This is a genomic window from Plantactinospora sp. WMMC1484 (assembly GCF_049315195.1).
In the GTDB taxonomy this organism is placed as follows: Bacteria; Actinomycetota; Actinomycetes; order Mycobacteriales; family Micromonosporaceae; genus Plantactinospora.
Window position 1 is genome coordinate 780,987 of sequence record NZ_CP186055.1, and the last position, 17,984, is coordinate 798,970.

Annotated in this window: 16 protein-coding genes; 6 read left to right on the forward strand and 10 right to left on the reverse strand. The window is 72.3% G+C overall.

Annotated elements, in window-relative coordinates; translation table 11 throughout:
• Positions 1–23 precede the first annotated feature (23 nt).
• The 3 genes from ACN28C_RS03460 to ACN28C_RS03470 all read right to left on the reverse strand — a co-directional run bounded on the left by ACN28C_RS03460 (position 24) and on the right by ACN28C_RS03470 (position 3,404).
• A complete protein-coding gene (locus ACN28C_RS03460) occupies positions 24–1,124 on the reverse strand; it encodes a type III polyketide synthase (RefSeq protein ID WP_422772166.1) in 1,101 nt (366 codons plus the stop codon).
• 196 nt (positions 1,125–1,320) lie between these two features.
• Positions 1,321–2,490, reverse strand: a complete 1,170-nt coding sequence (locus tag ACN28C_RS03465; protein WP_422772167.1) for an acyl-CoA dehydrogenase family protein — start codon at positions 2,488–2,490, stop codon at positions 1,321–1,323.
• A gap of 47 nt (positions 2,491–2,537) precedes the next feature.
• A complete protein-coding gene (locus tag ACN28C_RS03470) occupies positions 2,538–3,404 on the reverse strand; it encodes a methyltransferase domain-containing protein (protein ID WP_422774497.1) in 867 nt (288 codons plus the stop codon).
• 4 nt (positions 3,405–3,408) lie between these two features.
• Between ACN28C_RS03470 and ACN28C_RS03475 the strand changes: the two genes are divergently transcribed.
• The 4 genes from ACN28C_RS03475 to disA all read left to right on the forward strand — a co-directional run bounded on the left by ACN28C_RS03475 (position 3,409) and on the right by disA (position 8,126).
• Complete coding sequence (locus ACN28C_RS03475) at positions 3,409–4,296, forward strand: UbiA family prenyltransferase (RefSeq protein WP_422772168.1); 888 nt, start codon at positions 3,409–3,411, stop codon at positions 4,294–4,296.
• Positions 4,297–4,490: 194 nt separating this feature from the next.
• Positions 4,491–5,210 (forward strand): hypothetical protein, encoded by a 720-nt coding sequence (locus ACN28C_RS03480; RefSeq protein ID WP_422772169.1) that lies wholly within the window; start codon positions 4,491–4,493, stop codon positions 5,208–5,210.
• A 52-nt stretch (positions 5,211–5,262) separates the two neighbouring features.
• Positions 5,263–6,708 carry a DNA repair protein RadA gene (gene radA, locus ACN28C_RS03485; protein WP_422772170.1) on the forward strand — a complete coding sequence of 482 codons (1,446 nt, stop codon included), beginning with the start codon at positions 5,263–5,265 and terminating at the stop codon, positions 6,706–6,708.
• A 236-nt stretch (positions 6,709–6,944) separates the two neighbouring features.
• A complete protein-coding gene (gene disA, locus ACN28C_RS03490; protein ID WP_422772171.1) occupies positions 6,945–8,126 on the forward strand; it encodes a DNA integrity scanning diadenylate cyclase DisA in 1,182 nt (393 codons plus the stop codon).
• Between the two features lie 55 nt (positions 8,127–8,181).
• Here disA and ACN28C_RS03495 read toward each other — a convergent pair whose 3' ends face one another.
• The 3 genes from ACN28C_RS03495 to ACN28C_RS03505 all read right to left on the reverse strand — a co-directional run bounded on the left by ACN28C_RS03495 (position 8,182) and on the right by ACN28C_RS03505 (position 10,199).
• Entirely contained in the window at positions 8,182–8,919 is a 738-nt protein-coding gene (locus ACN28C_RS03495) for a hypothetical protein (protein WP_422772172.1), read from the reverse strand.
• Positions 8,920–9,054: 135 nt separating this feature from the next.
• Entirely contained in the window at positions 9,055–9,594 is a 540-nt protein-coding gene (locus tag ACN28C_RS03500; RefSeq protein ID WP_422774498.1) for a peptide deformylase, read from the reverse strand.
• Positions 9,595–9,686: 92 nt separating this feature from the next.
• Positions 9,687–10,199: a glycine cleavage system protein R gene (locus ACN28C_RS03505; protein WP_422772173.1), complete on the reverse strand. Its 513-nt coding sequence runs from the start codon at positions 10,197–10,199 to the stop codon at positions 9,687–9,689.
• Between the two features lie 102 nt (positions 10,200–10,301).
• Between ACN28C_RS03505 and ACN28C_RS03510 the strand changes: the two genes are divergently transcribed.
• A complete protein-coding gene (locus ACN28C_RS03510) occupies positions 10,302–11,195 on the forward strand; it encodes an A/G-specific adenine glycosylase (protein WP_422772174.1) in 894 nt (297 codons plus the stop codon).
• 75 nt (positions 11,196–11,270) lie between these two features.
• Here ACN28C_RS03510 and ACN28C_RS03515 read toward each other — a convergent pair whose 3' ends face one another.
• The 3 genes from ACN28C_RS03515 to lysS form a co-directional block, all read right to left on the reverse strand.
• The gene (locus ACN28C_RS03515; RefSeq protein ID WP_422774499.1) at positions 11,271–13,802 is read right to left on the reverse strand and encodes an ATP-dependent Clp protease ATP-binding subunit; all 2,532 of its coding nucleotides are present in this window, start codon (positions 13,800–13,802) and stop codon (positions 11,271–11,273) included.
• 525 nt (positions 13,803–14,327) lie between these two features.
• Positions 14,328–14,678 (reverse strand): histone-like nucleoid-structuring protein Lsr2, encoded by a 351-nt coding sequence (locus ACN28C_RS03520; protein ID WP_421496606.1) that lies wholly within the window; start codon positions 14,676–14,678, stop codon positions 14,328–14,330.
• 108 nt (positions 14,679–14,786) lie between these two features.
• Positions 14,787–16,241, reverse strand: coding sequence for a lysine--tRNA ligase (lysS, locus tag ACN28C_RS03525; RefSeq protein WP_422774500.1), 1,455 nt, complete (start codon positions 16,239–16,241; stop codon positions 14,787–14,789).
• A 143-nt stretch (positions 16,242–16,384) separates the two neighbouring features.
• Here lysS and ACN28C_RS03530 point away from each other — a divergent pair, with 143 nt between their 5' ends.
• Positions 16,385–17,131, forward strand: a complete 747-nt coding sequence (locus ACN28C_RS03530) for a class I SAM-dependent methyltransferase (protein WP_422772175.1) — start codon at positions 16,385–16,387, stop codon at positions 17,129–17,131.
• Between the two features lie 56 nt (positions 17,132–17,187).
• On the opposite strand, the gene ACN28C_RS03535 is transcribed toward ACN28C_RS03530, so the two are convergent.
• A complete protein-coding gene (locus tag ACN28C_RS03535) occupies positions 17,188–17,946 on the reverse strand; it encodes a type III pantothenate kinase (protein ID WP_422772176.1) in 759 nt (252 codons plus the stop codon).
• Positions 17,947–17,984 lie beyond the last annotated feature (38 nt).

Consider the following 17,984-nt stretch of genomic DNA (forward strand, 5'->3'; position numbering starts at 1 on the left):
TCCCCAGGAGTCACCCCGGCCGGTCACGCCGGCCGGCCGCGCACCGCCGCCACTCCCGGCTGCCGGTCCAGCAGGGCCGCGTAGAGGGTCAATCCGGGGCCGAAGGCGAGCATTACCACGGTACGGGGTGGAACGTCCGCCCGCCGCAGGCGTTCCAGGATGAGCAAAGACGTCGGCGACGAACAGTTGCCGTGCTCGCCGAGGACCGCCCGGGAGGTGGCCAGCGCCTCCGGCGGCAGTCCCAACTCCTCCTCCACCACGTTGAGGATCCGGGGCCCGCCCGGATGCACCGCCCAGCCGTCCACCTCGGATATCCGCCGACCGTGCCGGGCCAACAGATCGGTGACCAGGTCGGTCACGTGCGCCGCCAGCACCTGCGGCACCTTCGGCGACAGTCCCATCCGGAACCCGGTGTCGGTCAGCTCCCAGGTCATGTGGTCGGCCGTCGAGGTGTCGGTGACGGCGGTGACCTCGCGGACCGCGTACCCGGGGCGGGTGGTCGGGGCGATCACGACGGCGACCGCCGCGTCGGAGAAGAGTGCGTGCGAAATGATCTGCTGGGTGTCCATCCGGGCCGTGGAGGGCTGGAGGTGCAGGCTGGTCAGTTCGGCGCAGAGCAGCAGCGCCGGACGGCCCCGGGCGGCGACGAAGTCGTTCGCGGCGGCGAGCCCGGGCAGCGCCGCGTAACAGCCCATGTGGCCGACGAACATCCGCTGGGTGTCGGGTGCCATTCCCATGTCCCGGGCCAGCAGGATGTCCAGGCCCGGTGTGGCGTACCCGGTGCAGGAGCAGACCACGAAGAGGCCGATCTGCCCCGCCGTGAGGCCGGCGTCGGTCAGTGCCCGGCCGACCGCCTCCTTGCCCAGCGGCAGCGCCTCGATCTGGTAGCGGCGCATCCGGCGCTCGGTCGGCCAGTCGGAGACGTCCTCCAACAGCGGGCTGACCGCCGCCTGCCGGTGCCGTACGCCGGAGTTGGCGAAGATCCGCTCGGCGAGCGCCCGGGTTGCTCCGGAGAAGTGCCGGGCGAAGAAGCCCGCCCACAGTTCCTCCTGGCTCGCCCTCGGTGGTAGCGCCACACCGACGCCGACGACCACGCCGGAGCCGTCCTGCCTGCTTCCGCTCACAACCCGTCCTCCGATCGCGACTGCGCACCCCGCGCGCCCATCGAGCCCAACCCCCGAGCGTGACCTCGGGACTCGCCGGCCGGGCGCACCGCTCGCGGTGCGGCCGGCGGCGGCGGTCGCGCCGGCCGTCCACACCGCACCGGGCGGGAGCGCCGGAGCTGACGGTCACCTCCTCGATACCCCGTCACCGCGCGCCTCACCACCGTGGAGTCGAGGCGTCCAGGTCCGGGTCGCCGCCGAGGGCGGCGATGCCGAGCCAGTCCGCGCAGACGTCCGAGGTCGCCGGGTGCAGCGAGCCGCAGCGGGCGTCCCGGTAGAGGCGTTCCAGCGGATGCCCCCGGCGGGTCGCCGAGGTGCCCGCCGCCTCCACCATCGAGGCCGCCACCTCCGCGGCGGTCGTCCCGGCGAGCAGCTTGGCCCGCCACACCCAGCGGTTCGTCTCGGCGTCGCCCGGGGCCCCGTCGACCCGGCGGGCCGCCTCGGTCACCGCCAGCCCGGCGGCGGCGGTGGCGGCGTCCGCCCGGCCGAGCCGGGCGCGCACCGCCGGCAGTCCGTCCAGCCCGCGTGCGGTCAGGTGCTCGACGGCGGCGTCGACCGCCGCCCGGGCCACCCCGACGTAGACGGCGGCGTAGCTGGCCACCAGCCAGTGCGGCATGAGCTGCGCGACCACCAGCGCCAGCCCCTCCACCCCGCCGAGCAGCCGGTCGGCCGGCACGACGACGTCCAGGTGCAGGTCGTGCGAGGCGGTGGCCCGCATCCCGAGCGAGTCCCAGGTCGGCTCGACGTGCAGCCCGTCCGGACCGGCCGGGACCAGGAACTGCGACACCACCGACTGGTCGGCGACGCTGCGGGCGGCGACGAGGTACGCGTCCGCGTGCCCCGCCCCCGAGCAGAAGGTCTTGGCACCCTTGATGTGGTAACCGCCCTCCACCGGCTCGTAGGTCGTGCTCAGCTTCGACAGCCGGGAGCCGACGCCGCGCTCGCTCATCGCCACGGCGTACCAGGCGCCGGCGGCCGCCTCGGCGAGCAGCCGGTCCCGGGCCGCCAGCGCCTCGGACGGTACGCCCAGCGCCTCGGCCAACTCCTCGGTCAGCGCGCCGAGTGCACCGGTGACCGAGGCGTGCATGTTGAAGACCAGCGCGGTGGCGCCGTTCCCCCTGGCCAGCTCGGTGGCGACCGCCGCGTACCCGGCGAAGGTGGCGCCGAGGCCGCCCAGCCTCGGCGGCACCATCAGCCCGAAGAGCCCGGCCGAACGCAGGTCGGCGAAGTCCTCGACCGGAAACGTGCCGTCCCGGTCGTGTCCGGCCGCCCGGGCCGCCAGTCTCGGCGCCACCCGACGTGCCGCTGCGAGCGCGTCCACCGTCATCCGTGTCCCCTCCCGCACCGGCCGGCGGCCGGTGCTGTCGCCCGCCGCTATCCGTTCTTGGTGCCCCACCCCTGGTAGAGCACCGCCGCCGACCAGGTCGGCACGATCCGTGGCGCGCTCCGGCCGGCCGGTGCCGACGTGGCCGTGCTGGCCGAGCCGCCTACGCCGCCCGTGCCGTCGGTGCCGATCGGGTCGGGGACGGCGGCGGCCGGGGCGCCAGGGCGGGCGGCGGCGCGGCGCAGCAGCCAGCGCGCCGTGCCCCAGACGGCCGGCCGGATGCCCCGGACCCGCAGCGCGATACCGTGCCGGGCACACTCCCGCACCAGCTCACCCGAGTCGACGAAGAGCCGGGGATCGTGGATCCCCCGGGGCACGCCCCGGAACATCTCGGCCACCCGCACCGCCAGCAGGCGGCTCAGCGCGGTGTCGTTGAGCGTGTCCAGCACCAGCGTGCCGCCGGGCCGGAGCAGCCGGGCCGCCTCGGCGACCACCCGCCGCCAGTCCGGCACGTGCTCCAGCACCTCGCCGGCGGCCACCAGGTCCGCGCAGCCGTCGGCCAGCGGCACCGCCCCGGCATCCCCGTTGACCGGACGCACACCGTGCGCGGCGGCCTGGGCGAGGGCGGAGCCGACCAGGTCGACCCCGACGTGCCGGTAGCCCCTGCCGGCCACCCGGGGGGCGAGCAGCCCGGCGCCGCAGCCGAGGTCGACCAGAACCGCCCCGGGGCGGGCGGCCGGCGGCACCAGCCCGGCGCGGGCCTCGGCCAGCCAGTGCAGCATGGCGAAGGCGCCGTCCGGCTGCCACCACTGGTCGGCGAGGTCGTCGTACTGCCGGGGGTCGTTGCGCGGCAGCGCGCGGGACCGGCCACCGGGCGCCGTGGCCCCGCCGCCCGTGTCCGACCTGGTCCGCGCCATCCGCATGCGATCGAGCCTGGCACGACCGCGCGGTAACAACCAGACTTCCCATATGTCGCATGTGGTGTTAGGGCTGGTCCGGGCGAGCCATCCCGAGCCGGCGGTGGCGGTGACCGCCGTCTCCGCCCTGCTCGCCTGGGGCGTCGGGCATTCACCGGGCGGCATCGCGGCCGTGGCGCTCACCGTGCTCGCCAGCCAGCTCGCCGTCGGCTGGACCAACGACCGGATCGACGCCGACCGGGACGCTGCCGTCGGGCGCCGGGACAAACCGGTGGCCAGCGGCGTGATCAATCGCCGGCTGGTGACCGTGGCCGGGGTACTCGCCGCCGTGCTCACCCCACTGCCGGTGCTCCTCCTCGAGCCGGCCGCCGCCGGGGCGGCCACCCTCGCTCTGGTCTCCGCCCTGCTCTACAACTGGCCGCTGAAGTCCACCCCGCTCTCGGTGCTGCCGTACGCGGTCTCGTTCGGGACGTTGCCGGCCCTTGTCGTGCTCGGGCTGCCCGGCGCGCCCATCCCGCCGGCCTGGCTGGTGGCGGCGGGCGCGCTGCTCGGCGCCGGGGCGCACTTCGCGAACGTCCTGCCGGACCTGGCCGACGACGAGCGGACCGGGGTACGCGGGCTGCCGCACCGGCTCGGCCCGGCCGGTTCCCGCGTCGCCGCCGCCGGGCTGCTCCTGGCGGCGACCGCGACGCTGGTGGCGGGGCCGCCCGGGCCACCGTCCTGGGCCGGGCTGGCGGCGGTCGCGGTCGCCGCCGTGGTCCCGCCGCTCGGCTGGTACGCGAGCCGGGCCGCCGCCGCCCGGGGCGACCGCCCGGTGGCCGTCTTCCGGGCCGTCATGCTCGTGGCGCTGATCGATGTCGTGCTGCTGGTGACGAGCGGCCGGGTGGTCTGACCGGCCGGGTGGCCCAGGTCGGTCCCGTCGGGACGGGGCTGACCGGGATGCCGGGTCGGCGTACGGGAGCGGATCACCGCCCACTACCCTGGAGCCCGTTGAGCCGGGTACGGCCCTCGTGGCCGGGCGGCCGAGCCGGAGATCGCGACGGCACCGTTCGCGACGGCGACCGGGATCGCAATGAGGAGGACCAGGTGACGCGCTCGATCAGTGGGGCTCGGCGGGCTGCTGCGGTGCTGGCCGGTACGGCAGCCGGCGCCGCCCTGCTGCTGTCCGGGTGCGGCGCGGGCCAGATCGCCGAGACCGCCGAGCGGATCCCCACCAACCTCGGGGTCAACGCGGAGTCGCCCGACAACAACTACCTGGTCCGCAACGCGTTCATCGGGTACCCGGGCACGACCGGCTACCCGGCCGGCGCCAGCGCGCCGATGAGCGTCACCCTCTACAACGACACCGGCGAGCCGGTGACCGTCCGGGTCAGCAGCGCCGGGGCCGGCGGCGTGACCCTCACCGGCCCGTCGGCCGCGCCGAGTCCGGGTGGCGGCGCCCCGGCGAGCCCGTCGCCGGAGGCGACCGCCGGTAGCCCTTCACCGGACGCGACCGAGCAGAGCCCGTCCCCGGGCGGCAGCCCGTCGGCACCCCCCTCGGCGGAGGCCACCCCCGCCCCCGCCCCGGCCACGCCCGTCGAGATCCAGATCCCGGCCCGCGGGTTCGTGGTGCTCAACCAGGAGACCGCCGGCCGGTGGCTGGAGCTGACCGGGCTGACCGAGGCGCTTCCGCCGGGGCACAGCATCCAGGTGACCTTCGACTTCGGCGGCACCCAGGTCCCGGTCCAGGTACCGGTCACGGTGCCACTGGAGCCGGCGCCTCCCGGCACGCCGGTCGTCGGTGGCGAGGAAGAGGAACACGAGTAGGCCGTCGGTTGCCCCAGCGGCTTCCGTCGTACCGGTTGGTTAGCGTGCTCTGGTGACGACCAGCCGAGCCACCTCCCGCCCCGCCTCCGGTCGCGGCCGCGCGGCAGGCCGCGACCCGCGCCCCGCCTACGAGTGCGACGCCTGCGGGCACCAGCCACCCAAGTGGGTCGGCCGGTGTCCGGAGTGCGGCGAATGGGGTGCGGTCGTCGAGTCGACCCTCACCGGTCCCACCGTCTCAGGGCGGGTGGTGAGTTCCCGGGCGCCCGCCGAGCCGGCCCGGCCGATCGCCACGATCAGCGCGGCCCCGGCCCGGGCCCGGCCCACCGGCGTCCCCGAGCTGGACCGGGTGCTCGGCGGTGGCCTGGTCCCCGGCGCGGTGGTGCTGCTCGCCGGTGAGCCCGGGGTCGGCAAGTCGACGCTGCTGCTCGACGTCGCGCAGCAGTGGGCCGCCGGTGCCGGCAGCCCGTCGCTGGTGGTCAGCGGCGAGGAGTCGGTGAGCCAGGTCCGGCTGCGGGCGGAGCGGATGGGCACCCTGCACGATCAGCTCTACCTCGCCGCCGAGAACGACCTCGGCGCCGTCCTCGGCCATCTCGACGCGGTCGGGCCCGGGCTGCTGGTGCTGGACTCGGTGCAGACCATCACGACCCCCGGCACCGAGGGGGTGCCCGGCGGGGTCACCCAGGTCCGGGCGGTCACCGCCGCCCTGGTCTCGGTCGCCAAGGAGCGGGGCATCGCGACCGTGCTGGTCGGGCACGTGACCAAGGACGGCCAGGTCGCCGGGCCCCGGGTCCTGGAGCACCTGGTCGACGTGGTGCTGCACTTCGAGGGCGACAAGCACTCCTCGCTGCGGATGGTGCGGGGGGTGAAGAACCGGTTCGGCACGGCCGACGAGGTCGGCTGCTTCGAGATGCACGAGGGCGGGATCACCAGCCTGGCCGATCCCTCCGGGCTCTTCCTGACCCGCTCCGCCGACCCGGTGCCCGGCACCTGCGTCACCGTGGCGATGGAGGGGCGCCGGGCCCTGGTCACCGAGGTGCAGGCGCTGATCGGCGCCACGGTCGCCGGGTCGCCCCGGCGGACGGTCTCCGGGCTCGACAGCGCCCGGTTGGCGATGGTGCTCGCGGTGTTGCAGCGCCGGACGGAGCGGCTGACCCTGCACGACCGGGAGGTCTTCGCCGCCACCGTCGGCGGGATCCGGGTGGTCGAGCCGGCGGCCGACCTTGCCGTCGCTCTGGCGGTCGCCTCCGGCGGGCTCAATCTCGCCATCGCGCCGACCCTGGTGGCGATCGGTGAGGTGGGGCTGACCGGCGAGGTGCGCCGGGTCGCCGCCGTGCCCCGGCGGCTGGCCGAGGCCGCCCGGCTCGGTTTCCGGCACGCACTGGTGCCGGCCGGCTGCGGCCCGACGTCGAGCGGTGTGACCCCGGAGAACATGCGGGTGATGGAAGTCACCGACGTACGATCGGCGCTGCAGTGCGCGGCGCGGACATCGGCTGAGTAACCATACCATCACAGCGGGTCCGTATTCGCCCGGTCATGGCATGCTTGCGGCCGGCGTCACCCGTGGCCGGCGGGACGTCATGATCGACCAGATCCGCTATTCAGCTACAAACTGGACATCACCCGGCCGGTCCTCCGGACCGTACCGACGGCCCGCCCACGGGAGGAAACAGGCACAGTGGCACGTGACAGTAACCACGACGGCACCGAACGCAGGGCGGTCCGTAGAATGTCCGGGTGCCGATCGACCGCGACGCGAACCGGACTGCCAGCGCGGCGTCCTCTGTCCGCACCAGCGCCGGGCCCTCGGCGCGCCCTACCAGCATCGGTCTGACCGTGAACGGGACAGGGCCGACCGGAGATCCGTTGCGGGCCAACCTCGCACTGATGGCGCCGGGTACGGCGCTGCGGGACGGGCTCGAGCGCATCCTGCGCGGCCGCACCGGTGCGCTGATCGTGCTCGGCTACGACCGGGTCGTCGAGACGCTCTGCACCGGCGGGTTCCCGCTCGACGTCGAATTCTCCGCGACCCGGGTCCGCGAACTGTGCAAGATGGACGGCGCTGTCGTGCTCTCCAGTGACGGCACCCGGATCGTCCGGGCCGCCGTGCACCTGATGCCCGATCCGGCGATCCCCACCGAGGAGTCCGGCACCCGGCATCGCACCGCCGAGCGGGTCGCCCGGCAGACCGGGTTTCCGGTGATCTCGGTCAGTCAGTCGATGCGGATCATCAGCCTCTACGTCAACGGTCAGCGGCACGTGCTCGACGACTCGGCCGCGATCCTGTCCCGGGCCAACCAGGCGCTGGCGACGCTGGAGCGCTACAAGCTCCGCCTCGACGAGGTCTCCGGCACGCTCTCCGCGCTGGAGATCGAGGATCTGGTCACCGTCCGGGACGCGGTCGCCGTGGTGCAGCGGCTGGAGATGGTCCGCCGGATCGCCGACGAGATCGCCGGCTACGTGGTCGAGCTCGGCACCGACGGCCGGCTGCTCGCCCTCCAGCTCGACGAGCTGATGGCCGGGGTGGACGCCGACCGGACCCTGGTGATCCGCGACTACCTGCCGACCGGTCGCAAGGCCCGCACCCTGGACGAGGCCCTGGTCGAGCTGGACCTGCTCACCGCCACCGAGCTGATCGACCTGGTCGCGGTCGCCAAGGCGATCGGCTATCCGGGCGCCTCCGACGCACTCGACGCGGCGGTGAGCCCGCGCGGCTTCCGGCTGCTCGCGAAGGTGCCCCGGCTGCCCGGGCTGGTGGTCGACCGGCTCGTCGGGCACTTCGGCAGCCTGCAACGGCTGCTCGGCGCCACCGTGGAGGACCTGCAGGCCGTCGACGGGGTCGGTGACGCCCGGGCCCGGGGCGTACGCGAGGGCCTGTCCCGGCTCGCCGAGGCGTCCATCCTGGAGCGCTACGTCTGACGACCCCCGCCCGGGGCGGCGGCGATACACGCCGGTCCCGAGCCGACCGACCGGATCAGCCGGTGATGGTTATCCGGACCGGGTCGCTGTGCTTGTTGCCGAGCCGGCCGAAGAGCTGGTAGGTGCCGGCCGCCGGATAGGGGCCGGCAGCGAGCTGGTTGGCACACTTGGAACTCTCCCGGCCGTTCCACGAGACCGTGTATTCGTTTTCGTGGCTGGGCGGGAACGGCCTAGGGTCGTTGGAGCGCACCTCGCTGCACACGTCCGACGACCAGACCTTCCGGGCCCCGGACTTGATGTAGAGCTCCTGCAGGTCTGCGCCGACGTCTCGGTTGCAGGTACGGCCGGACACATTCTTGATTTTGAGTCGCAACTGGATCGGCTCCCCACGCCGCGCGGAGGTCTGCGACGGCACCGGCGTGACCGATATCTCCTCGTCGGTGCACTCGTTGTCGACCGGCGGCGGCGGTGCCGGCACCTGGCCGCCGCCCGCCGGCTCCAGCGAGGTCCCGTCACCCTCCGGTGGCGGCACGTCGGTCGGCTCACCGCCCAGATCCGGGTCACCGGCATCGGGTGGGCCGGACGCCGAAGGGTCGACCTGCGGGGTGAGCGTCGAGGACGGCCCGGTCGTCTGTCCCGGGTTGGCCTGCCCGTCCTTCCCGGAATCGCCCGACTCACCCATACCGATGCAGGAGTAGAGCAGCACGATCAGGAAGAGCAACAGAGCACCGAGCACGACGGCGCGACGCCGCCAATACACGGCGGGCGGAAGGGGGCCAACCGTCAGACGCATAATGTCTTCACCGTATCGGCACGGCTGGTGTCGGCTCTCACGACGCGCCGAGGTCCGCCACGCCGTATCGCCGCCGTTGGCCCGTCCGTCGGCGACCTGCGGCAGCGCCGGGTCGGTGCGCGGTGTCGGCGGGCGTCACAGATAGACCTGGCGCTGGTAGACCGCGTGCGCCCCGGCCACCCGATCGAGAAAGAGCCGGCCCGCACAGTGGTCGATCTCGTGTTGCAGCGCCCGCGCCTCGAAACCGTCGGTGACGAGCCGGACGGCCGCCCCGGTGCCGGGCAGGACCCCACGGACCACCACCCGGCTGGCCCGCTTCACGTCCCCGGTGAGGTCGGGAACCGACATGCAGCCCTCCCGGCCCGGCCGCCAGCGACTGGCCTCGACGACCTCGGCGTTGCAGAGCACGAAGGTGCCGTGCGACGTGACGGTCTTGGGGTGCCCGGTCACGTCCACGGCGAAGACCCTGGCGCCGACCCCGATCTGCGGCGCGGCCAGGCCGACGCAGCCCGGCGACACCCGCATGGTGGCCACCAGGTCGGCGGCGAGCCGGACCACCTCGTCGTCAAGCGGATCGACGGTGGCGCCGGCCCGACTCAACACCCCGGCCGGCGCGGTCACCACCGGCCGTACCCGGCCCGGATCGCCGAGCGCCGCCGGGCTCCAGTCGCCCAGACCGCACGTCTCGACCGAGCCCGAGCCTCCGACCCGTCCGGAGTCCTGGGCCGTCCCGGCACCCTCGACCGTCCGGGGTGTGTCACGCCCGGTCACAGCAGATCCGAGTCGGCTCGCCGGAGGGTGACCTCCACGTCGAGTCCGGCGGCCACCTCGGCCAGCCGGGCGGCGACGCCCTCGGCCGCCTCCGGCCGCAGTTCCACCTCGGCGACCAGCACGTAGAGCGGTCCGGTCAACCGGGTGGTCAGGTCGGTCACGTTGCCGCCGGCCTCGGCCAGCACCCGGGTCAGCGCGGCGACGATGCCGAGCCGGTCGGCCCCGTGCACGGCCATCAGATACGGCTCGCCGAACGGCTCGCTCGTCGCCTCCGCACCGACGTGGCGAACCGTCGCCACCAGCGGGCCGTCCGCGACGACCGGGGCGAGCGCGGCCTCCGCCTCGGCGCCGGACGGGCCGCCGCAGATCAGTGTCATCGCGAAGTGCCCCCGCAACCGGGTCATCGTGGAGTCGGTCAGGTTGGCCCCGACCTGGGCGAGCGCCTCCGCCACGTCGGCCACGATGCCGGGGCGGTCCGGACCGATCACTGTGATCGCGAGCTCGTTCATCCGGGCAGTCTGCCCCATCGACCGCCCGTCCCGGGGTACGACCCGACGTCCGGCCCACGCTCCGAGACGCCCTCCCGACGGCATGGCAGGATCGACGGCGCCATGTCGACAACGCAACTCGCCGCCGAGGCGATCCGGTGGTACGACGAGAACGCCCGCGACCTGCCGTGGCGGGAGCCCGGCATCGGTGCGTGGCCGATCCTGGTCAGCGAGGTCATGTTGCAGCAGACGCCGGTGGTGCGGGTGCTGCCGGCCTGGCGGTCCTGGCTGAACCGGTGGCCCACACCGGCGGGGCTGGCCGCTGACACCCCGGCCGAGGCGATCCGGATGTGGGGGCGGCTCGGCTATCCCCGCCGGGCGCTCCGGCTGCACGAGTGCGCGGTGGCGCTGGTGCGGCGGCACGGTGGCGAGGTGCCGACGGGGCTGGCGGAGTTGCTGGCGTTGCCCGGCGTCGGCGAGTACACCGCCCGGGCGGTGGCGGCGTTCGCCCACGGCCAGCGGCATCCGGTGGTGGACACCAACGTACGCCGGCTGGTGGCCCGGGTGGTGGCCGGCGAACCCGACGCCGGACCGTCGACCCGACCCGCCGACCTGGTCGCCACGGAGGCGCTGCTGCCGGCGGAACCTGCGCGGGCCGCCCGAGCCAGCGCCGCGTTCATGGAGCTGGGCGCGCTGGTCTGCACCGCCCGCGCTCCCCGGTGCGTCGACTGCCCGCTCGCCGCGCGCTGTGCCTGGCGGCTGTCGGGGCGGACCGCACCGCCCGGCCCAACCCGCCGACCCCAACGGTACGCCGGCACCGACCGGCAGGTCCGGGGCAGGCTGCTGGCGGTGCTGCGGGAGGCAACCGGCCCGGTGCCCCGGGAGCGGCTGGATCTGGTCTGGGCCGACGACCTGCAACGGTCCCGGGCGCTGGCCGGGCTGATCGAGGATGGCCTGGTCGAGATGGTCGACGACGCCTGCGTACTCGCCGGTGAGCAGCCGGCGGCCGCTCCCTGAGCCGGGGGGCAACCTCCCGGCATACGGAAGGGGTCCGGCGGCTGCGCCGCCGGACCCCTTCCGGGTGTTGTGCTGTTATTCGTCCGCGCCGGCGGCGGCGGTGTTGCCGAGGTCGGCCGGCACCGCGTCGGGCACCTCGACCGGCTTGTCCGCACCGCGGAAGACCAGCTTGGACTTGTCGACGTTGTCCGGGTCACCCTCGCAGTCCACGACCACGATCTGTCCCGGGGTCAACTCGTTGAACAGGATCCGCTCCGACAGGTTGTCCTCGATGTCGCGCTGGATCGTCCGGCGCAGCGGCCGAGCGCCCAGCACCGGGTCGAAGCCCTTCTTCGCCAGGTACTTCTTGGCGTTGTCGGTCAGCTCGAGGCCCATGTCCTTGTTGCGGAGCTGGGTCTCGATCCGCTGGATCATGATGTCCACGATCGAGAGGATCTCCACCTCGTTGAGCTGGTGGAACACGATCGTGTCATCGATCCGGTTGAGGAACTCCGGCCGGAAGTGCTGCTTCAGCTCGTCGTTGACCTTCTGCTTCATCCGCTCGTAGTTCGAGTCGGAGTCCTCGGAGGCCTGGAAGCCCATCGAGACCGCCTTGGCCACGTCCCTGGTGCCCAGGTTGGTGGTCAGGATGATGACCGTGTTCTTGAAGTCCACGATCCGGCCCTGGCCGTCGGTCAACCGCCCGTCCTCCAGGATCTGGAGCAGGGTGTTGAAGACATCCGGGTGTGCCTTCTCGATCTCGTCGAAGAGGACCACCGAGAACGGCCGGCGCCGCACCTTCTCGGTGAGCTGGCCACCCTCGTCGTAACCGACGTAGCCGGGAGGCGCCCCGACCAGCCGCGAGACCGTGTAACGGTCGTGGAACTCGGACATGTCGAGCTGGATCAGCGCGTCCTCGCTGCCGAAGAGGAACTCCGCAAGCGCCTTGGACAGCTCGGTCTTACCGACACCGGACGGACCGGCGAAGATGAACGAGCCGGACGGCCGCTTCGGGTCCTTCAGACCGGCCCGGGTACGCCGGATCGCCTTCGAGACCGCCTTGACCGCGTCCTCCTGGCCGACGACCCGCTTGTGCAGCTCGTCCTCCATGCGCAGCAGCCGGGAGGTCTCCTCCTCGGTGAGCTTGTAGACCGGGATGCCGGTCCAGTTCGCCAGCACCTCGGCGATCTGCTCGTCGTCGACCTCGGAGACCACGTCCAGGTCGCCGGCCTTCCACTCCTTCTCCCGCTGCGCCTTCTGACCGAGCAGCTGCTTCTCCTTGTCCCGCAGCTGGGCGGCCCGCTCGAAGTCCTGCGCGTCGATCGCGGACTCCTTGTCCTTGCGGACCTGGGCGATCCGCTCGTCGAAGTCCCGCAGGTCCGGCGGCGCGGTCATCCGGCGGATCCGCATCCGGGCACCGGCCTCGTCGATCAGGTCGATCGCCTTGTCCGGCAGGAACCGGTCGGAGATGTACCGGTCAGCCAGCGTCGCCGCCGCGACCAGCGCGGCGTCGGTGATGCTCACCCGGTGGTGCGCCTCGTACCGGTCCCGCAGACCCTTGAGGATCTCGATGGTGTGCGCCAGCGACGGCTCACCCACCTGGATCGGCTGGAACCGCCGCTCCAGGGCGGCGTCCTTCTCCAGGTGCTTGCGGTATTCGTCGAGGGTGGTCGCGCCGATGGTCTGCAGCTCGCCACGGGCCAGCATCGGCTTGAGGATGCTCGCCGCGTCGATCGCACCCTCGGCGGCACCCGCACCCACCAGGGTGTGGATCTCGTCGATGAACAGGATGATGTCGCCCCGGGTGCGGATCTCCTTGAGCACCTTCTTCAGGCGCTCCTCGAAGTCACCGCGGTAGCGCGAGCCGGCGACCAGGGCACCGAGGTCGAGCGTGTAGAGCTGCTTGTCCTTCAGCGTCTCGGGCACCTCGCCCTTGATGATCCGCTGGGACAGCCCCTCGACGACCGCGGTCTTGCCGACCCCGGGCTCCCCGATCAGGACCGGGTTGTTCTTCGTACGGCGGGAGAGCACCTGCATCACCCGCTCGATCTCCTTCTCGCGCCCGATAACCGGGTCGAGCTTGCCCTCGCGGGCAGCCTGGGTCAGGTTGCGGCCGAACTGGTCCAGCACGAGGCTGGTCGACGGCGCCGCCTCGCCCGGTGCCGTACCCGCGGCGGCCGGCTCCTTGCCCTGGTAGCCGGAGAGGAGCTGGATGACCTGCTGACGGACCCGGTTGAGGTCAGCGCCGAGCTTCACCAGCACCTGGGCGGCGACGCCCTCACCCTCGCGGATCAGACCGAGCAGGATGTGCTCCGTACCGATGTAGTTGTGGCCGAGCTGCAACGCTTCGCGCAGCGACAGCTCCAGCACCTTTTTGGCCCGCGGCGTGAACGGGATGTGCCCGCTCGGCGCCTGCTGGCCCTGGCCGATGATCTCTTCGACCTGCTGACGGACGCCCTCCAGGGAGATGCCGAGGCTCTCCAGGGCCTTTGCCGCCACGCCCTCACCCTCGTGGATGAGGCCGAGCAGGATGTGCTCCGTACCGATGTAGTTGTGGTTGAGCATCCGGGCCTCTTCTTGGGCCAGGACGACAACCCGCCGCGCTCGGTCGGTGAACCGCTCGAACATGCCCTCGTGCTCCTCACGTGCCGTGCGCACTCGATCTTGATGGTCCAAGCATCGTGGCGGGGCCACCACTCGGGCGCCCTGGGTGGACGTCCGTGCTCCCTTACTCTATCGCCGCGAGCCGACTCTCCTGAGGTCGTGTGTTCCTCAGAAGAAGCACCGTCGCGACGTTTTTCCCAACCGCCCGCGCTCAGCGCCGCTTCCCGGCCCGCCGGCTGTACGCGCAGAGCGAAATCCCCGACTCTCGCGCCGACGGGCGACCTCCGTCGTCCACAGGCTGTGGACAACTTCGTCCACTGGATGTGGATAACGCCTCGGCCGCCAGGATGTTCCCGGGTCGGCGTGATCCTTCCGGGCGGCTCCACCCCGGCCAGGGAGGCTCCCACCGGAGCCGGGGGCAGAGCGTTTCGACGAAACCGACATTACGCCCAATAGTCGCATAACAGCTAGAAGCACGAGCAAAAGCGCGCGGGGTGGCTGGACACACCGGCCCCGCCACCCCGCACAGCGATCAGATGAGAACGACGCCTAGCGGCCCGCCTTGGCGTGGTACTCGTCCACGATCTCCTGGGGGATGCGCCCCCGGTCGGAGATCTCCTTGCCTTCCTTCTTGGCCCAGGCCCGGATCGCCTTGTTCTGCTCACGGTCGGCAGTGGCGCCACCCCGTCCCCGTGCGGCCCGACCACCGACGACCACGCCGCCGCGACCGACCTTCGAGCCGGCCGCCACGTACGGGGCGAATAGGTCCCGCAATTTGCCGGCGTTCTTGTTCGAGAGGTCGATCTCGTACTGCACGCCGTCGAGCGAGAACTTGACGGTCTCGTCCGCGTCTCCGCCGTCCAGGTCATCGACCAGCTTGTGAATGATCTGCTTGGCCACGTGTCGCTATCCTTTCGAGCAGGTTCGCCGCAAACAAGAGCACAATAGCCCGCGAGATGCTTGCTCCGTCAATAGGATGGCGAAACTACGCGAGGCCGGCGGCGCCAACTACTCCGGGCGGACCATCGGGAAGAGGATGGTTTCCCGAATTCCGAGGCCGGTGAGGGCCATCAGCAGCCGGTCGATTCCCATTCCCGTGCCGCCGAGCGGCGGCATTCCGTACTCCATGGCCCGCAGGAAGTCCTCGTCGAGCCGCATCGCCTCGTCGTCGCCCTTGGCCGAACGCTGGGCCTGGGCGACCAGCCGCTCCCGCTGGACCACCGGGTCGACCAGCTCGGTGTAGCCGGTACCGAGCTCGAAACCGAGCACGTAGAGGTCCCATTTCGCGGTGAGGCCCGGCTCGTCGGGGTGCGCCCGGACCAGAGGGCTGGTCTCTTCCGGGTAGTCCCGGACGAAGGTGGGTTGCCGCAACGACGGGACCACCAGTTCCTCGAAAAGCTCCTCGGCGAGCTTGCCCGGACCCCACTTCGGATCCACCGCCAGGCCGACCTTTTCGGCGTAGCCCAGCAGGTCGGCCATGCCGGTCCGGACCGTCACCTCCTCGCCGAGCGCCTCGGAAAGGGCCCCGTAGAGGGTCACCGAACGCCACTGACCGCCGAGGTCGAACTCGGTGCCGTCGGCATGCCGCACCACGTGCGATCCGGCGACCGCGAGCGCCGCGCCCTGCACCAGCTCACGGACGAGGGTCGCCATAGTGTCATAGTCACCGTACGCTTCGTATGCCTCAAGCATGGCGAACTCGGGCGAGTGCGAAGAGTCGACCCCTTCATTACGGAAGTTGCGGTTGATCTCGAACACCCGGTCGATGCCGCCGACCACCGCCCGCTTGAGAAAAAGCTCGGGGGCGATTCGCAGATACAGATCCGTGTCTAGCGCATTGCTGTGCGTCACGAATGGCCTGGCCGTGGCACCGCCCGGCAGCGGTTGCAGCATGGGGGTTTCAACTTCGATGAAACTCCGGGCGTGCAGTGAATCACGCAGACTACGCAGCGTCGCCGCCCGGGTCCGTACCATCTCGCGGGCCCGGGGGCGCACGATCAGGTCGACATAACGCTGCCGGACCCGGGCCTCCTCGCTAAGCGGCTTGTGCGCCACGGGCAGCGGACGGAGCGCCTTCGCGGTCAGCTCCCAGGAATCGGCGAGCACGGAAAGCTCTCCCCGCCGGCTGGTAATCACCTCACCGGTAACCCCGACGTGGTCACCGAGGTCGACCAGGCGCTTCCAGGCGTCGAGTCGATCCGCGCCGACCCGGTCGAGCGAGAGCATCGCCTGCAACTCGGTGCCGTCGCCGTCCCGAAGGGTGGCGAAACAGAGCTTGCCGGTGTTGCGTATGAAGATCACCCGGCCGGTGACCGACGCGGAATCCCCACTCGCGGTGTCCGTCGGCAGCTCCGCGTAGCGAGCCCGGATCTCGGCCAGCGTGGCGGTACGCGGATAGCCCGTCCGGTACGGCTCGACGCCCTCGGCGAGCATGCGCTCCCGCTTCTCCCGCCGGACCCGCATCTGCTCGGGAAGGTCGTCCACGGGGTCGGTGGGGTTCGGGATCTGCTGGCTCACGGCATGCTTCCTCGGAGATCGGATCGGCGGAGTTCGGCACCGAGCGTACTCAAGCGCCGGGACGGCGGGGCACTGGATAACCTCCGAGCATGGCTGATCAGGTCCACGCACTCTCCTTCGGCGCGGCGGCCGACCGGTACGACCGGTACCGGCCGAGCTATCCGGACCCGGCGGTGCGCTGGGCGGTCGGCCGGCCGGCCCCGGCCCGGGTGCTCGACCTGGGTGCCGGCACCGGCATCCTCAGCCGGGTGCTGCTCGGCCTGGGTTACCAGGTGACACCGGTCGAGCAGGATCCGGGGATGCGGGCCAGGCTCGACGCCGTCACTCCGGGCACGGTGGCGCTGGCCGGTTCCGCCGAGCGGGTGCCGCTGCCGGACGGGGCGGTGGAGGCGGTCGTCGCCGGACAGGCGTACCACTGGTTCGACCACCCCGTCGCGCACGCCGAGGGTGCCCGGCTGCTCCGGCCCGGCGGGACGTACGCGGCGATCTTCAACCAGCGGGACGAGACGGTGCCCTGGGTGGCCGCGCTGACCGCGATCACCGTCGACCTGCTCGGCGGGCGGGGTGCCCGGGACGACGGCCCGGGAGTCGACGGGTACGGCCCGGACTTCGCGCCGGTCGAGCGGGGCGAGTTCCGGCACGCTCTGCGGCTCACCCCGGAGGATCTGGTCGGGATGATCAGCACCCGCTCGTACTACCTGACGGCGGGCCCGCAGCGGCAGCGGCGGGTGGACGAGGCGATCCGGGAGCTGACCGCCGGTCATCCGGAGCTGGCCGGCCGGGAGAGCTTCGAACTGCCGTACCGGACCGTCGTCCTCCGGGCCCAGCGACGGTGAACCGCCCGGCGGCGCCGGATCGCCCGCCGGGATCGGCGCGCCGTCTCTCCGGCTGATCACCTGTTCCGGACGTAGACCATTCGCAGCCCGATCAAGGTGATCATCGGCTCGTGGTGGGTGATCGTCCGACACTCACCGATCACCAGCGGCGCCAGCCCGCCGGTGGCGATCACCGCCCGCACCTCGCCCAACTCCCCCGCCATCCGCTCGACGATCCGGTCCACCTGGCCGGCGAAACCGAAGTACATCCCGGCCTGGAGGCACTCCACGGTGTTCTTGCCGATCACCGATCGGGGAACCGCCGGCTCCACCTTGCGCAGCTGCGCCGCCCGGGCGGCCAGGGCGTCGAAGGAAATCTCGATGCCGGGCGCGAACGCCCCGCCGAGGAACTCCCCCCGGCCGCTGATCACGTCGAAGTTGGTGGTGGTGCCGAAGTCGACCACGATCGACGGCCCGCCGTAGAGGGTGTACGCGGCCAGCGTGTTCACCACCCGGTCGGCGCCGACCTCCTTGGGGTTGTCGATCGCCAACTGCACGCCGGTCTTCACCCCCGGCTCCACGATCAGGTTCGGGATGTCGCCGTAGTAGCGGGCCAGCATCGTACGCAGCGAACGCAGCGCCGCCGGCACGGTGGAGCAGGCGGCCACCCCGGTGATCTCCACCGCGTCACCGGCCAGCAACCCGCGCAGCTTGAGGCCGAGTTCGTCGGCGGTGGAGCGGGCGTCGGTCTTGATCCGCCAGGAGTGCACCAGCTTCTCGCCCTCGAAGGTCGCCAGCACGGTGTTGGTGTTACCGATGTCGATACACAGCAGCATTCGTCAGTCCCGGCGCCCGAGGTCGTGGGGGTGGTGCG